Origin of the sequence: Trebonia kvetii, assembly GCF_007827045.1 — a bacterium.
Lineage (GTDB): Bacteria > Actinomycetota > Actinomycetes > Streptosporangiales > Streptosporangiaceae > Trebonia > Trebonia kvetii.
Map to the genome: position 1 here is coordinate 63,550 of NZ_RPFW01000005.1, position 14,964 is coordinate 78,513.

Annotated in this window: 14 protein-coding genes; 6 read left to right on the forward strand and 8 right to left on the reverse strand. The window is 68.9% G+C overall.

Annotation, left to right across the window (positions count from 1 at the left end; translation table 11 throughout):
- Positions 1-97 precede the first annotated feature (97 nt).
- From EAS64_RS25300 to EAS64_RS25325, 6 genes are all read right to left on the reverse strand, one after another.
- On the reverse strand, positions 98-2,035 hold the full coding sequence (locus EAS64_RS25300) for a flavin-containing monooxygenase (RefSeq protein ID WP_145856884.1): 1,938 nt from the start codon (positions 2,033-2,035) through the stop codon (positions 98-100).
- Between the two features lie 197 nt (positions 2,036-2,232).
- Positions 2,233-3,096, reverse strand: coding sequence for an SDR family oxidoreductase (locus tag EAS64_RS25305; RefSeq protein WP_145856887.1), 864 nt, complete (start codon positions 3,094-3,096; stop codon positions 2,233-2,235).
- 81 nt (positions 3,097-3,177) lie between these two features.
- Positions 3,178-4,191, reverse strand: coding sequence for an acyl-CoA dehydrogenase family protein (locus EAS64_RS25310; RefSeq protein WP_145856888.1), 1,014 nt, complete (start codon positions 4,189-4,191; stop codon positions 3,178-3,180).
- A 9-nt stretch (positions 4,192-4,200) separates the two neighbouring features.
- Complete coding sequence (locus EAS64_RS25315; protein WP_145856891.1) at positions 4,201-5,328, reverse strand: acyl-CoA dehydrogenase family protein; 1,128 nt, start codon at positions 5,326-5,328, stop codon at positions 4,201-4,203.
- Entirely contained in the window at positions 5,319-5,756 is a 438-nt protein-coding gene (locus EAS64_RS25320; protein WP_145856893.1) for a MaoC/PaaZ C-terminal domain-containing protein, read from the reverse strand. The genes EAS64_RS25315 and EAS64_RS25320 overlap by 10 nt, the downstream gene beginning before the upstream one ends.
- On the reverse strand, positions 5,753-6,211 hold the full coding sequence (locus EAS64_RS25325) for an FAS1-like dehydratase domain-containing protein (protein WP_145856895.1): 459 nt from the start codon (positions 6,209-6,211) through the stop codon (positions 5,753-5,755). The genes EAS64_RS25320 and EAS64_RS25325 overlap by 4 nt, the downstream gene beginning before the upstream one ends.
- 298 nt (positions 6,212-6,509) lie before the next feature.
- Between EAS64_RS25325 and EAS64_RS25330 the strand changes: the two genes are divergently transcribed.
- A complete protein-coding gene (locus EAS64_RS25330) occupies positions 6,510-6,902 on the forward strand; it encodes a VOC family protein (RefSeq protein ID WP_187366168.1) in 393 nt (130 codons plus the stop codon).
- Between the two features lie 24 nt (positions 6,903-6,926).
- On the opposite strand, the gene EAS64_RS25335 is transcribed toward EAS64_RS25330, so the two are convergent.
- Positions 6,927-7,871, reverse strand: coding sequence for a TIGR03619 family F420-dependent LLM class oxidoreductase (locus EAS64_RS25335; RefSeq protein WP_145856899.1), 945 nt, complete (start codon positions 7,869-7,871; stop codon positions 6,927-6,929).
- Between the two features lie 181 nt (positions 7,872-8,052).
- Here EAS64_RS25335 and EAS64_RS25340 point away from each other — a divergent pair, with 181 nt between their 5' ends.
- The gene (locus tag EAS64_RS25340; RefSeq protein WP_145856901.1) at positions 8,053-8,772 is read left to right on the forward strand and encodes a hypothetical protein; all 720 of its coding nucleotides are present in this window, start codon (positions 8,053-8,055) and stop codon (positions 8,770-8,772) included.
- An 84-nt stretch (positions 8,773-8,856) separates the two neighbouring features.
- A complete protein-coding gene (locus EAS64_RS25345) occupies positions 8,857-9,159 on the forward strand; it encodes an SDR family NAD(P)-dependent oxidoreductase (protein WP_281283333.1) in 303 nt (100 codons plus the stop codon).
- A 48-nt stretch (positions 9,160-9,207) separates the two neighbouring features.
- On the opposite strand, the gene EAS64_RS25350 is transcribed toward EAS64_RS25345, so the two are convergent.
- Positions 9,208-10,083 (reverse strand): SDR family NAD(P)-dependent oxidoreductase, encoded by an 876-nt coding sequence (locus EAS64_RS25350; protein WP_145856905.1) that lies wholly within the window; start codon positions 10,081-10,083, stop codon positions 9,208-9,210.
- A 252-nt stretch (positions 10,084-10,335) separates the two neighbouring features.
- On the opposite strand from EAS64_RS25350, the gene EAS64_RS25355 reads away from it, so the two are divergent.
- The 3 genes from EAS64_RS25355 to EAS64_RS25365 all read left to right on the forward strand — a co-directional run bounded on the left by EAS64_RS25355 (position 10,336) and on the right by EAS64_RS25365 (position 14,953).
- A complete protein-coding gene (locus EAS64_RS25355; protein ID WP_145856907.1) occupies positions 10,336-11,793 on the forward strand; it encodes an NAD-dependent epimerase/dehydratase family protein in 1,458 nt (485 codons plus the stop codon).
- Positions 11,794-12,114: 321 nt separating this feature from the next.
- Positions 12,115-12,324: a hypothetical protein gene (locus tag EAS64_RS25360; RefSeq protein ID WP_145856909.1), complete on the forward strand. Its 210-nt coding sequence runs from the start codon at positions 12,115-12,117 to the stop codon at positions 12,322-12,324.
- 244 nt (positions 12,325-12,568) lie between these two features.
- Positions 12,569-14,953 (forward strand): CaiB/BaiF CoA transferase family protein, encoded by a 2,385-nt coding sequence (locus tag EAS64_RS25365; protein WP_222849595.1) that lies wholly within the window; start codon positions 12,569-12,571, stop codon positions 14,951-14,953.
- Positions 14,954-14,964 lie beyond the last annotated feature (11 nt).

Here is a 14,964-nt window from a genome sequence, read left to right on the forward strand (position 1 = left end):
GGGCGCGGGGGCCGGCGTGGTATCCGTGACGACGGCGACTTGGCCGTCGAACCGGTATTTGTCCATGCTTGCTCCCTGAAGAGGTCGGGCTGCATTCCTATCGGACGGTGAAGTGGTCTTCGACGGGGATGCGCAGCCTGGTCCAGAAGTCGACCATGCGCCATGGCGAGGGCAGGACCGGGCGGCCAGCCTTGTCGCGGTAGTACGTGTGGGCGTTCGGGGAATTGCACCAGATGGTTTCCGCCATCGCGGTGTCGACCTCGGCGTTGAAAGCGCCGTGTGCCTCCTGGGTGACCTCGATGCTGCGGCCTCCGCGCTCAAGCACCAGCTGCAGGCATTCCATGTGGTAATGCGTCACCGCTTCGGTCATGAAGTTGTGGCCGCCGCCGTGGCCGGCACTGGAGTTCGGGCCGCAGATGATGAACAGGTTCGGGAACCCCGGCACCAGGCCGCCGAGGTAGGACGAGGGGCGTGCGCCGCCTTGCCACAGCTCGTTGAGCGTGCGCCCGTCGCGCCCGGTGATCTCGATCGGGGACAGGAAGTCCAGCGTGAAGCCGGTGGCCCAGATGATGACGTCGAGTTCGAAGAGCTCACCGGACTTGGTGATGATCCCCTCAGGCACGATGCGTTCGACCGGGTCGGTCACCACGCGGGCATGCTCGCGGCGGAGGGCGGCGTAGTAGCCGCCGGGATCCTTGACGATGCGCTTGCCCATCGGCGGGAAGTCCGGTGTCATTGCCGCCTCGAGCTCAGGGTCATGGCCGAACATCTCGTGGATGTAGCCGAGGCACAGCTGCCGGACCCGCTCGTTACCCGGTGAGATGGAGCCGCTGTTGCGCGCCATCCAGTCCCTGTCTGCCCGGATGTTCGGGTAAAGGTTGTCGGACATGAACCAGTAGGCCTTCAGCCGCGCCCACTGGAGGTAGAAGGGGACATGCCGCAGCGCCCAGCGGACGGGGTCTGGCACCTCGGATTCGCCGGAGTACTTAGGGACCACCCAGTGCGGCTGGCGCTGGAACATGACCAGCTTGCCGACCTCGTCGATGATCGACGGGATGATCTGGACGGCCGTCGACCCCGCGCCGATCACCGCGACCCGGCGGCCGGCCAGCGGGAGGTCCGGATCCCAGTGGGCGGTGTGGAACTGCGTGCCCGCGAAGCCGGCGCGGCCTGGGATGTCGGGAACCGATGGCCGGTTGAGGAAGCCAGCGGCGGTGACGACGGCCGCCGCGGTAGTGGCGGTCACGGTCCCGTCCGCCGCGCGCGCCGACACGTCCCAGCGCTGGGCGGAGTCGTCCCACGCCAGCGCGGTCACCTCGGTGCCGAAGGTGATGTTGTCGCGCAGGCGGTAGCGGTCGACGACCCGCTGCATGTACGCCTGGTACTGCGGCCCCGCCGGGTAGAAGTGGGTCCAGTCGGGGCTGAGCTCATAGGACAGCGAGTAGTACAGGCTCGGCGTGTCGACGGCGACGCCCGGGTAGGTGTTGACCCGCCAGGTGCCGCCGATGTCATCGGCGCGCTCGAAGATGCGGTACCGGAAGCCGCGCCGGGCCGCGGAGATCGCGGCGTGGATCCCGCTCATCCCCGAGCCGATGATGACGATATCGAGGTCTTCCGGCGGTCGGCGGGTGACGGGGACCACCGGCTGATCGAGCTGGAAGCCCGCCTGCTCGAGCAGCAGGGGCACGAACTCGGGCGCCACCTGCTGTCCCACGGCCAGCTCGGTCATCCGGCGAAACAGACCGGGATCCGGTAGTGCGATCGCGACATCCCCGCCACGGCCGGGACCGCTGAGCAGTGCCGTGAGCCGGTCCACGACCGCGGCCGCGCTGTCGGCAGGCATATGGGAGTCGGGCATGAGCCTGCGGGTCGGGTTGGGCCGCTGCACGGTCCCCTGGCCGTACCGCTCAAGCAGCGACACGTCACCGGTGATCTGCACCAGGCAGTTCAGCAGCAGCGCCAGGTCGGCCTTGGCGAGGCTGTCACGTACCTCGGACGGACCGAGATCGGTCCCTGGCGTGGCCGTCGATGTCATCGAGTTTCGTCCTTTCGCATCCGCAAGGTCTCAGAAGTCATCTCGCCCGGACCGCCGGGACTGCCACGAACCTAACTCCAGATCAATTATTGAGCAAGTGCTTGCTTGGTAGATTCTCGCGGAGACGCGGGCTTCGGAAAGTGACGGACGGGGCCCGGGTGCAGGGCCCCGGAGCGATGCGCCGGGGCCCGCCGGTCTCATGCGCCGTAGACGGGGGCAGGTCGGGGGGCGCTTGCCAGCAGCTCCCGCAGCGCGGCTCCCAGCTCGGCGACCTCCCAGCGGCGGTCCTTGACGACCTTGGGGCCGTGCTGCCAGCCGTCGGCCACGCTGATCTCGCCCCCGCCCACCTCGAACATGCGCCCGCTGACATCCCCGGCTTCCTCGCTGGCGAGCCAGACCACCAGCGGAGAGACGTTGCCTGGGTGCATCGCGTCGAAGCCGGACTCGGGTGCGCGCATCTTGTCCGCGAACACCGCCTCGGTCATCGGGGTCCGGGCGTTCGGCGCGACGGCGTTGACCGTAATGCCATAGCGCGCCCACTCCGCCGACGCATTGATTGTGAGCGCTGCGATGCCGGCCTTGGCCGCGGCGTAATTCCCCTGCCCGACGCTGCCCATGAGCCCGGCTCCCGAGCTCGTGTTCACAACGCGGGCGGCCACCCGCTGACCCGACTTGGCCAGGTCCCGCCAGTAGGCGGCCGCGTGCCGCATCGGCGCGAAGTGGCCCTTGAGGTCGACCCGCAGCACGGTGTCCCACTCGGCCTCGGACATGTTGACGAGCATCCGGTCACGGTTGATCCCGGCATTGTTCACCAGGGCGTGCAGCACGCCGAACTCCGCCACGGCCTGCTCGACCAGGGACTGCGCGTACCCCCAGTCGCTCACGTCGCCGCTGCTCGCGAAAGCGATACCGCCCGCGGCGCGGATCTCCTTCGCGGTGCCTTCCGCCGCCCCGCCGATGTCATTGACGACGACCCTCGCACCGTGCCTGCCGAAGGCCAGCGCGTGCTCCCGGCCAAGGCCCTGCCCGGCGCCCGTGACGATCACCACGCGGTCCGTCATGCCGGCCTCCCGTCAGCGCCCGGGCGGCCGGGAGTCAGCCGATCCCGTTCGGGATACTGCGGGCATTCCCGGTTCTGAAAATTAGTCATCGGACACTCCAAGCAATGTTGCAAGCCGGCCGCGGTGCCAGTCCGGGCTGCCCCAGGCGGGGATCAGCGCCCAGGCCCGCTTGGCGTACAGGTGTAGTTCGTATTCGATGGTGAAGCCGATCGCGCCGTGGCACTGGATGGCCGTCCGCGCCACCAGCGCGGCGGCGTCAGACGCCGCCGCCTTGGCCGCGCTGACGTATGCCGCGGCATCTTCCGCGCCGGCCGTCTGGTACCAGGCGGCGGCGAGGGCCAGCGGCCGGGCGAACTCGACGGCGACGAGGGCGTTGGCCAGCGCGTGCTTGACCGCCTGGAAGCTGCCGATCGGCACGCCGTACTGCTCGCGCTGCTTCACGTAGCCGACGGTCAGGTCAAGCATCCGGCTGGAGAGGCCGATGAGCAGCGCGGACGTAGCCAGGACGCCGCGCCGCCATGCGGCCTCCACCACGGCGGGATCATCGGACAGCAGAGTACCGCCCGCGGCGGGCCGCCGAGCGAGGCGCGCGGCGGCGAGCGATCCGTCGACCGTCGTCACGGGCTCAAGCTCAAGCTCGCCACGCTCGTACAGCCGCAGGGCGCCCCCGGCGCGCAACACGATCAGCGGCGCGGTCGCCCCGTGTTGCACCAGACAGTGCGGCACCAGGGAACCGTCGGTGAGCTGGGCGGCCACCGTGACCTCGCCGGCGAGCAGTCCCGCCAGGTGATTTTCGGCGAGCAGCGGTGCCGCCACCGCGATCGTCTCGGCCGCTGGTCCAGGGAGCCCGCTGCGGCCGACCTCCTCGAGGAGGGGCACCAGGCTGTTCTCGTCAAGCCCGAGGCCGTCACGTTCTTCGGGAACCAGAGCGCCGAGGGCGCCCACCCCGGCCAGCTGCTGCCAGGCGGCGCTGACCAGCTTGCCGGTGCCGCCCGGCCAGCCGTCCCTGATCACTGCCGGAGTCACCTCGCTGGCCAGCAGGCCTGCGGCGGCGTCGCGCAGGGCGAGCGCCGTCTCATCGAGACCGAATCGCATCGCAGTCGCCTACTTTCTCGGCAAGCCGAGCACGCGCTCGGCCACCACGTTCCGCTGGACCTCGTTCGTGCCCGCGTAGATCGGCCCGGCCAGCGAGAACATGAAGCTGCGGGCCCACGGAGAGTCCAGCCCACCCTCCTCGCCGAGCAGCGCCAGGGCTGTCTCCTGCAACCGGAGGTCCAGTTCCGACCAGAACAGCTTGTTCATGCTTGACTCGGGCCCGACCCGCTGCCCCTCTGTGATGCCGGTGACCTGCTGCAGGGTGTACATCTGGTAGGCCTGCGCGTCTATCCAGGCTCTGACTACGCCGTCGCGCTGGGCCCGGGATGGCATGGACTGATACAACTCTCGCAGCCGGTCGGCACTGCGCAGGAAGCGTCCGGGGGAGCGGAGGGTGAGGCCCCGCTCTGAGCCGGTGGTGGACATGGCCACTCGCCATCCCTCGTTCACGGCCCCGAGAACGTTGGCATCGGGGACGAACGCGTTGTCGAAGAACACCTCCGCGAACTCCTCGTCGCCATCGAGCCTGGCGAAGCCGCGAACCGTTATGCCCGGGGTATCAAGCGGGACGAGGAAGTACGTCAGCCCGCGATGTCGTTCCGCGGCCGGATCGGTGCGGAACAGCCCGAACAGGTGCGTGCAGAAGGCGCCGCGTGTCGTCCAGGTCTTCTGCCCGGACAGCCGCCAGCCGCCGCGGTCCACGTCGCGTACCGCGCTGCTGCGCACCGCCGCGATGTCGCTGCCCGCGCCTGGCTCCGACCAGCCCTGGCACCACAGGTCTTCGGCCGAGGACATGCGGGGGAGGAATCGGTCCTGCTGCTCCTGCGTGCCGAACTCGAACAGGGTCGGCGCGAGCAGGAAGATGCCGTTCTGCGTCACCCGGGGCGGTGCGCCCGCTCGGTAGTACTCCTCCTCGAAGATCAGCCACTCCCACAGCGAGGCGTCCCGTCCGCCGTACCTCTCCGGCCAGGACACGACCGCCCAGCGCGCCGCGTGCAGCTTGCGCTCCCACTCAAGGTGAGCGGCGAACCCGGCGCGCGTGTTGCCCGATGCCAAGTCGTTCGGCACGTTCGCGGCGAGCCAGGCCCTGGCCTCGGCCCGGAACGCCTCCTCACGCGCGGACCAGGTCAGGTCCATGCCCCGGCCTCCTCGTGAACTGCATCCTCGCGAACTCGCTCGCGGGCGAACGTCGCCCACGCCTGCACGGCGACCTCGCCGGTCTGCCGCGCACAGGCCAGCTCGACGTCTACCAGCGGCCCGTCTTCCCCGTCGTACTCCTTCACCACCTGGCCGGAACAGGTCAGGGTGTCGCCCGGCCACACCTGCGCGCGGAACCGGATGCGGAACCGGCGCGCGTTCGGGGCCCCGAGCCAGTCGGTCGCGTAGGTGCCGAGCAAGCCAGCGCCGAGCATGCCGATGGCGAGGGGCGCCTCGTACCCTGCGGCGCGGGCGAACGGCTCGTCGTGGTGGAGCGGGTTCATGTCGCCCGACGCGCCCTGGTACCGGACAATGTCGGTCCGGGTCAACGGCCCGAAGACGAGCGGCTTGGGTGCGAGTGGCGTCACACGCCCTCCCCGGGTACCTGGGCGGTTTCCACGCCGGTCAGCTTCGCCTCGGCGACCAGCCGGCCCGACTCGTCGCGGAATTCGGTGACCATTGACGCGAACGTCAGCGTCCCGCCGCGCCGGCCCTGCTTGGTGTAGATCTCCGTGATACGGGACCGCGCGGTCAGGGTCGTGCCGGCCCGCGGCGGCGGCCCGTGGAACACGTACTCCTGCTCCGCGTGCATGCCGCGGCGTTGGTCGAACTCCACGGCCTGCCACGGACTGGCGTCTTGCCCGGCCCATTCCTGCCAGAACATCTGGGTGGTGAGGAATGTGGGCGGGATAACCGGATGCTCGTCCGCCCAGTAGGCGGGGTTCTCCGATCGGGTGGCGGCCGCGAACTCCTTGATCTTGCCTCGCTCGATGCGCACTTGGAACGGCGTGCCCGCCTTCCCGAGCGCTGCGAAGTTGACCATTCGGGCTCCTAGGGAGTGTATGCCGGGGTCGTCGACGGCGGCCCTGCCGCACGCCAGCGCTGCCGGTCGCTTGTCCCAGCAGCCTACCAAGCGCTTGTTTGAAGCGCTAGCCGAAGGCGGCGGTGCGCCTCGGGCCATCCTCACCAAGCAAGCGCTTGACTGGCTCGTGCTGTCATCGTAATTTTGGGTAAGCGCCGTCGGTGACCCGGGAAGTTCCCTGCCCGGGCCCGCTCTGATGCAGGGCCAGCGCGGGAAACGTCCACGCCGGCTCAGCCGGGTCAACAGGAAGGAACATGCGGTGGCAGGCACGACACGTTTCCAGTTCACCAAGATCCGCGTCGCCGACGTCGAGAAGGAGTACGCCTTCTATTCGGCCGCCCTCGGGCGGGTGGAGAGAAGCCGCTACGCGGTCGAGGAGGGCGAGGGCGCACTCGAAGAGATCCTCATGACCTCAACTGACGGCACCGAGCAGACGCTCGTGCTGCTGCACTACCGTCACCAGCCGGTGCCGCCGACGGGCTCTGTGGTCCTCGGGTTCCTGGTGACCGGCATCGACGATGTGGTCCGCCGCGCCGAGGCGGCCGGCGGCCGGGTGACCACGGAGCCTTACGATATGCCCGAGTTGAACATCAGGGTCGCGTTCGTGGAGGACCCGGAGGGGCACCTCGTGGAGTTCTTTGAACGGGTGTGAGCCCCGGCGCGGTCCCGGCACTGGTCACCCGGCCCTGGCGATGACTTCTTCATCGAACCAGTGGATGAATTCGAGGTACTCGCCGATCGACTGAGTAATGGGTTCGGGCACCCACACGGTGGTGACACCCACGTTCTCCAGGTAGGCCACTCGTTCGGCGATCTGATTGGCGTAAGCCCGCAGGCCGGGCCCGGCGAGCTCGCGGAAGACCGGCCGGTCAAGCCCGGGCAGGGTGCCCACCCAGCGGACCTGGAAGTCTGGTTCTTTACCCGCGAGCTGCCGCTGGGCGCGGACGTAATCGGCGAGGGGCGGTATCTCCTCGACGGAGAACTCGGTCGGGTTGGGTTCCCAGCCGTCGTAGCGGGCCGCGCGGCGCAGCGCCGGCTTGGAGTTGCCACCGACGAAGACGGGCGGCCGCGGGCTTTGCGCCGGCTTCGGCTCGAAGGCAAGGCCGTCAATCTGAAAGTACCTGCCGCTGTAGGTCGGCTCGTCAGCCGACCAGAGCTCGATCATGGCCTCGAGCGTCTCGTCGGTGATCGCGCCGCGCTCCGCGAAAGGGACGCCGAGCACCTCGAACTCGCGGACCGCGTGGCCGACTCCCACCGAGACCTCAAGCCGCCCGCCAGAGAGTACGTCCATGGTGGACAATGCCTTGGCGAGGATCAGCGGGTGGTGGTAAGGCACCACCAGGACGCTAACGCCGACCCGGACGCGCCTGGTGGCGCCGGCCAGGAACGCCATGACCGTCAGCGCGTCCGGCCAGTAGGCGCCGAGCCTGGGGACCTCGAAATAGGGCATGGCCAGGTGCTCGGATGTCGAGATGGAGTGGTAGCCGAGCCTGTCGATCACCTCGGCGATGATCTGGAAGTCGGGCGCGGCCAGCCGGGTCGCCCACTCCGGCGCCTCGGGCACATGGCCGTTAACCGGCGGAATGTGGTTGCGGCCCGGCATGCCGACCTCAAACCTCATGGTGACCTCCTAGCGGCCATCGCTCTTGAGCAAGCGGTTGGTTGATTGACGAAACCATAGGGTGAATCGGAGCGGCGGGCAACTGACTGCCCTGGAGATAGCAAGCGCTTGATTGGCCGTCCTGACGCGCTTACAGTCGAGAGTGGCGATGCGGCAGTGAATCGAGCGAGGGGTTGACGCCATGACATCCACGGCATCGGTGCGGACCAGCGAGTCGGCTTCGCTTGTCCCTGCACAGGCGGTGCGCAGCGTGGGGCACCTGGCCCTGCACTTTAGGCCCGGAGAGGCCGAGATCGCGACGCGGTTCTTCCGCCTTCTCGGCGCCCGGGTAAGCGAGTACCCCAACCAGTCTTCCGACGAGCCGCTGTACATCGTTGCGCTGGACAGCGCCGACCCGGACCGGGCCGACAACATCATCTTCCTGTTCTCGCTGAAGCCGGCGCAGATCGAGCTCGAGCGCGCCATCGGCGAGGCCCTTGGCGCGGGTACCTCCGATGAGCATCCCGCGCTGAAGGCGTTCCTTGACCACCGGTCGCGATGGCCCGAGTCCTACCTTCACTTTGGCCTGCACTTCGCGGAGCTAGGAGAGCTTGAGGCGGCGGTGCTGCGGATACGGACGGAGACGGCGGCCGACCCCGCGTTCGGTGCCCGCGTCGACAGCATCCAGCTGCTTAAGGCGCGCGGTGGAGACGGTGATTACGCGATCGCCAAGCGGATGGCGGAATCCCCGGTTTTCTCAGGCGCCGACGCCTTCGCCTACGGTCGGCACGCGGTCCAGGTGCATATCCGCACCGACCTGTTCGCCACCGGGCTGGCCATGTTCGGCTCGGTTGTCGAACTCGACTACGTCTTCACCGGGCCGGGACGGGAGCGGAACCCCTTCAACTGGGTCGCCCCTTAGCGGGCGGCCTGCGGTTCAGAAAGCGTCCGCGTCGTGAGCGGTGGGGCAGATGAGGCTGGCGCCGGTGCGAGCCTCAACGGCCGGGTGGCGCTGGTCACCGGCGCCAGCCGGGGGATCGGCATGATGATCGCGATCGGGCTCGCGTCGCGGGGTGCGGCCGTCTACGCCGCTGCCCGGGACTCCGGTCGCCTGAACCAACTCGCGGCCGAGCCGTCGGCGCACGACCGCATAACGCCGCTAGCGGTGGACCTGACATCCGCCTGGGCAAAAGATTCTCGGCCGCGAGGTGACCACCCTAGATATCTCGTCCCGGTCCGGGGCCTGACCGGACAGGTCCTGACCGCCGACGGAGGGCGCAGCATAGGGACTTACCATGCCCCTGACTGATCCGATGGCAAGTCCAGGATCGCGCGCATAGCAGGCGACGGGGACATGTCAACGCACGACAGCCGAATGGAAAGCGGGCGGCCCGCCAAGCAGGGGGCGCCGCGACCCCGGCTGCGTGCCGTCAACGTCCAGGACCCCGAGTTTCTCGCCGAGTTCGGCGCCGATGAGGACACGGCCGCTGTAGTCGAGCTTCGTCGGCTCGCGGTCAAGCGCGGCGATGACGCGGCCAGTGAACTCCGGAGACTCGGTTAGCTGTCCGGAGTACTCGAACTGACTAGGGTCCTCAGCCATCTTGCGCAGAGTGCGCTCGGTGCGCAGCAGCCCCATCCAGATGGAGACAACGGTCACCTGGTAGGGGCGGAAGTCGACGGCCATGTCGTGCGCCAGCTTGTCGACGCCCGCCTTCACCGCGCCGTACGCGGGGCCGTGCATGTAGCTGACAGCGCCGAATCCCGAAGTGTGCACGATGAGCGGCCGCCGTCCGGGGTTGGCGATGAGCAGCGGTGCCGCGTACCAGGCGGTTACGTAGGTGGAACGCAGGCCGACGTCCATCATCGACAGCAGGCTCAGCGGCTTCTCCCAGAACGGCTCCGGGCTGGTAAGGCCGTCTGGGACGGAGAAGGCGTTGCTGACCAGGATGTCGATGCCGCCGAGGGCCTCCTTGATCTCGGCGAACAGCGTGGCGACCTGGCGTTCGTCCGAGTGGTCGCAGGCGATCGGTATGCCCCGTCCGCCCCTGCGGGTGACCTCGGCAGCGGTCTCGCCGATGGTCCCGCCAAGCTCGGAGTCCCCTCGGGTCAGCGACCGTCCGGTCACCACCACAGTAGCCCCTGCATCTCCAAGCGCGAGTGCGATCCCACGTCCCGCACCCCGGCTAGCGCCGGTCACCACCGCTACCCGCGGACCGGTCTCGTTGCCGCTCATCGGCATCTCCCTCCTTGCCCGCCGCCACGGCGGCAATGTCCCTCACGCCCAGGCACGCCTTACCGTAAGCTCCCGGTTCATGCGATTTAGCAAGCGATTGCTTGATGAACTCTAAGTTCCGCATCGCGCCCGGATCAACGGGGCGCCAACGGGCCACCGCCTCCGTTGAGTCTTGTCGGGACGATAACTAGCGCGCGCTAGTATCCTTGTAAAGGAACTATGTGGTGCCTGGACCCGGCATGAAGGGAAACAATGAGCGGTAAGAAGCGGGTGTTCCTAACCGGGGCGACAGGGAACTGGGGACGCCGCGTGCTGCGCGAGTTCGCCGGGCGCTCGGAACGGTTCCAGGTGGTGGCTCTGGTGCTGCCGTCCGAGAAGGACCGCAAGGTGATCGGCGAATACGCTGACATGCCTAATCTAGAGGTGGTCTACGGAAACCTGACTGACTACCCGACCGTCGAATCGTGCGTGCGCGGCGCCGATTACGTCCTGCACGTGGGCGCACTGGTCTCTCCCGCCGCCGACGACCACCCGGACCTCGCATGGCAGGTGAACGTCGGCAGCAACAAGAACATCGTCAAGGCGATCCTGGCGCTGCCGGACCCGGCGGCGGTCGGCTTCGTCGGGATCGGATCGGTCGCCGAGACCGGCGACAGACGGCCGCCCGTGCACTGGGGGCGGGTGGGCGACCCGCTGCGCGTGTCCCAGTACGACGAGTATGGACAGAGCAAGGTCGCCGCGGAGAAGGCGGTCGTGGAGGCCGGCCTGCCGCGCTGGGTATGGCTGCGCCAGACAGGGATCTTCCATCCCGGCATGCTGGAAATCCGCGACGCGATCATCACGCACGCTGTGCTCGGCGACGTTATGGAATGGGTCTCCGACGCGGACTCCGCACGGCTGCTCGCCAATATCTGCGAAGACGGCGTGCCGGAGGAGTTCTGGGGTGGCATCTACAACATCGGCGGCGGCGCGGGTTGGCGGCTGACCAACTGGGAACTCCAGACGAGGATGACGTCGGCTATGGGCGTGAAGGACGTACGCCAGTGGTACAACCGCAACTGGTTCGCTACAAGGAACTTCCACGGACAGTGGTACACCGATTCCGACCGCCTTGAGGACCTGGTGCCGTTCCGGCAGGACACATTCGAGTCCGCGCTTGAGCGCGCCGTGCGCAGCGCGCCGCTCAGCGTCCGCATGGCGGGCAAGGTGCCCGCGTCGATCGTTAAGAACCTCGTCATGAAGCCGCTGTCACTTCAGCCCCGGGGCACGATGGCGTTCATCCGCGACAACGACCAGGACAAGATCAGCGCCTACTTCGGCTCGCGGCGGGAGTGGGAGCAGATCGGCGACTGGTCGTCCTTTGCGTCGCCAAGCCCCGACCGGACCCCGCGCCTACTCGACCACGGTTACGACGAGTCCAAGGAGCCAGCGCGGTGGACGCGCGACGACTACGCCGACGTCGCCGACTTCCGCGGCGGCGTGCTGCTGTCGGAATCGGTCAACCCGGGTGACATCGCCACGCCTCTCCGGTGGCGCTGTGCCGATGGACATGAGTTCGACGGCAGCCCGCGGCTCATCCTCACCGCGGGCCACTGGTGCCCCGAGTGCGTCAGGGACCCGGCGCACTACTCTGAGCAGGCGAAGGCTAACCGCTTCTTGGCTCAGGTCGAAGAGGCCTACCCGTCCGGGGCCGCACCCACGCCTGAATGACCGCATCACGGAGCAGGTGTGCGCCGACCGGGCCGTGTCCCTGGATGACCTCAGGTCGTTCCTGGCCGGGCGCGGCGTCGGCAAGGAGTACTTCCCCGAGTACCTGGTCACGGTGGAAGAGATTCCGCAGTCGTCCGGCCCGAAGATCGCGAAGAACGGGCTGAAAAGCTGGCTGTCGGCCCGCTTCGCGGACGGAGGGCGATCCCGCCGGAGAGCCAGCCGTGCCCGTTGCAGGAGAGCGTCGCGGGCTATCTGCATCTGGGCGCCGCGGAACCGGCGTCCCGCCTTGATCAATCAAGCGCTTGATTATACCGTTTGGCCATGACCGCCGACATCGATCCGACCACGCCGGAGTTCCTGCGGGACCCGTATCCGTACCTTGCCGCCGCGCGCGACCACGCGCCCATCCAAGTACACCCGCGCGGCGTGTACATGGTGGTCTTGCGCGGCAACCTTCCATATACGGCAACCGGCAAGTTGCTGCACCGCGAACTCGCCCGCGAGCTGGCGGGCCGGGCGAGACCGGCCTGAGACGATCCCCGCCGCCGCCTCCCCAGAAGTGGTACTGCGGTTCGGCCACCTGCGTAGGCATACAGAACGCGGCGAGTCCCTCGAGTTCCCTCGTCCCGCAATCGGGTCAGTCAAGCGCTTGCTTGATGACGCGGCGGCCGGTAACGCCCGTTACGCCCGTGGCGGCCCGTCGGCGCCGGCGCCCCTTCGCGCGGAGCCTTCGAGTATTGAGCAAGCGCTCGGTTGGGGCTTATCGTGGTCAGCAGTGACGACAGCCAGGAAGGCGAAGAAGCCGATGCCACTGCTACGGGACTGCCGGGTAGTCGACATCACCGCGGGAATCACCGGGCCGTATGCCACGAAGCTCCTGGCGGACGCGGGCGCGGACGTCGTGAAGGTGGAGACGTCGGGCGGTGACGAGTTTCGCCGCTGGTCAGCGTCGGGAGCTGACCTCCGCGGCGGTGACAGCGCGTTGTTCCAGTTCCTCAACGCCGGGAAGCGGTCGGTGACCGGAAGCGCCGCCGACCCAGGCATCCGCCGGCTGCTGGCCGGCGCGGACCTGCTGGTGGAGAGCCGCCTCGGTGACGACGAGCTCGACGCGGTCCGGGCCGCGTACCCGGGACTCGACGTCGTCTCCGTCTCGCCGTTTGGCCGGTCGGGTCCGTGGCGGGACCGGCCCTGGACCGAGTTCACCCTGCAGGCTCTGGCTGGTTCAACGGCTGTCCGCGGGCTCCCCGGCCGTCCACCGGTGCACGCCGGAGGCAGGCTGGGGGAGTGGATCGCCGGGACCTACGCCGCCGTCACCGCGATGGCCCTCCGCACCGCCGCCCGGCGCCGCGGCCAGGGCGGCGAGCACGCGGACGTCTCCGTGCTGGAGTGCATGTCCATCGCGATGTCGCTGTACAGCCCGCTCGCCGCCAGCCTGTCGGGAACGCGGACGGGCACCCGGATAGTGGAGATCCCTTCGGTCGAGCGCAGCGCGGACGGCTGGGTCGGGTTCTGCACCATCACCGGCCAGATGTTCCAGGACTTCCTGGTCATGATCGACCGCGCCGACCTGCTCGACGACCCGGGGATCATCGACCCGAAACTCCGCCAGGCCAGGTACGAGGAGTTCCAGAAGGTCATCGAAGCGTGGACCACGACCCTGCCAACCGCCGCGATCGAGGAGATCGCCAGCGCCATGCGCATTCCCGTCTCGCCGCTCGGGACACCGTCCACGGTGGCGGAGAACGAGCACTTCGTCGCGCGCGGCGTTTTCCTGCGCAATGCTTCCGGCGGGTTCCGGCAGCCGCGCCGGCCCTACCTCGTGGACGGGGACGCGGGTCCGGCACCGCGGCCGGCACCGCGGCTCGGCGAGCACGACGGACGCATCGGCTGGGCGCCGCGCGGGGGCACCAGGGCGCGACCGGACGGGCAGCCGCTGGGCGGACTGCGGGTGGTGGACCTGACGGGATTCTGGGCCGGCCCGTCCGGCACGCAGGTCTTCGCGGCCTTCGGCGCCGATGTGATCAAGGTTGAGTCAACCCAGCGCCCGGACGGCATGCGCTTCACCTCCACTAGGCCGCCGACCGTAGACGGGTGGTGGGAGTGGGGCGCGGTGTTCCAGGGTGCCAACGCGGGCAAGCGGGGCATCACGCTCGACCTCACCAGGCCTGAGGGCCGCGAGACACTGCTCGCGCTGGTCGCCCGCGCGGACGTCTTGGTCGAGAACTACTCGCCGCGGGTACTCGACAACTTCGGCATTACCTGGGACGTGGTAAGCGCGGCCAACCCGCGCGTGACGCTGGTGCGGATGCCCGCGTTCGGCCTCGACGGGCCATGGCGGGACCGCACCGGGTTCGCGCAGACCATGGAACAGGCGACGGGGCTGTCCTGGATGACTGGCTATCCCGACGCGGCGCCGATGGTGCTCAAGGGGCCCTGCGACCCGGTAGCGGGACTGCACGCGGTCGTTGCTACCCTGGCCGCGCTCGAACGGGCCGACGCGCAGGGCCGGGGGGCGTTCGTCGAAGTGCCGATGGTGGAGACGGCCCTCAACGTCGCGGCGGAGGTCGTCATCGAATACGAGGCCTACGGTGCGGAGATCATGCGGGCCGGGAACCACGGCCCGGTGTCCGCGCCGCAGAACATCTACCAGTGCGGCGATCCCGGCGCAGATGAATGGGTCGCGCTCGCGATCGCCACCGACGAGCAGTGGGCCGCGCTGCGCGCGGTAATCGGGGACCCGGCGTGGGCCAGCGAGCCGGAACTGGCCAGCGCGGCCGGGCGCCGCCGGGCGCACGACGAGATCGACGCGCGGATCGCGGCCTACTGCGCCGGGCGCGACCCGGCGCAGCTCGCGGAATCGCTGCTCTCCGCGGGCATCCCGGCCGCCCGCGTGGTGCCGGCGGCCGAGGCGCTCGACAACCCGCAGTTCGCCGAGCGCGGGTTCGCCGAGAGGATCGAGCACCCGTTGCTCGGTAGCCAGCAGCTGCCGGGGCTGCCGCTGCGGATGGCGAGTCGCCGCGAGCCCTGGTTCTCGCGGCCCGCGCCGATGCTCGGCCAGCATAACGACGAGGTGCTCGGCGCGGTCGCTGGCCTGTCGCCCGCCCGGATCGCCGAACTCCGCGGGGCCGGCATCGTGGGCCAACGCCCAGACAACCTTTAGGAGCGGCAGCC

What these genes read in the sequence shown, in the direction of transcription:
- EAS64_RS25325 (WP_145856895.1), bottom strand. Translation starts at nt 6,211, where the DNA reads ATGGTCAACTTCGCAGCGCTCGGGAAGGCGGGCACGCCGTTCCAAGTG.
- EAS64_RS25340 (WP_145856901.1), top strand. Translation starts at nt 8,053, where the DNA reads ATGACATCCACGGCATCGGTGCGGACCAGCGAGTCGGCTTCGCTTGTC.
- EAS64_RS25350 (WP_145856905.1), bottom strand. Translation starts at nt 10,083, where the DNA reads ATGAGCGGCAACGAGACCGGTCCGCGGGTAGCGGTGGTGACCGGCGCT.
- EAS64_RS25360 (WP_145856909.1), top strand. Translation starts at nt 12,115, where the DNA reads ATGACCGCCGACATCGATCCGACCACGCCGGAGTTCCTGCGGGACCCG.
- EAS64_RS25310 (WP_145856888.1), bottom strand. Translation starts at nt 4,191, where the DNA reads ATGCGATTCGGTCTCGATGAGACGGCGCTCGCCCTGCGCGACGCCGCC.
- EAS64_RS25335 (WP_145856899.1), bottom strand. Translation starts at nt 7,871, where the DNA reads ATGAGGTTTGAGGTCGGCATGCCGGGCCGCAACCACATTCCGCCGGTT.
- EAS64_RS25315 (WP_145856891.1), bottom strand. Translation starts at nt 5,328, where the DNA reads ATGGACCTGACCTGGTCCGCGCGTGAGGAGGCGTTCCGGGCCGAGGCC.
- EAS64_RS25355 (WP_145856907.1), top strand. Translation starts at nt 10,336, where the DNA reads ATGAGCGGTAAGAAGCGGGTGTTCCTAACCGGGGCGACAGGGAACTGG.
- EAS64_RS25300 (WP_145856884.1), bottom strand. Translation starts at nt 2,035, where the DNA reads ATGACATCGACGGCCACGCCAGGGACCGATCTCGGTCCGTCCGAGGTA.
- EAS64_RS25305 (WP_145856887.1), bottom strand. Translation starts at nt 3,096, where the DNA reads ATGACGGACCGCGTGGTGATCGTCACGGGCGCCGGGCAGGGCCTTGGC.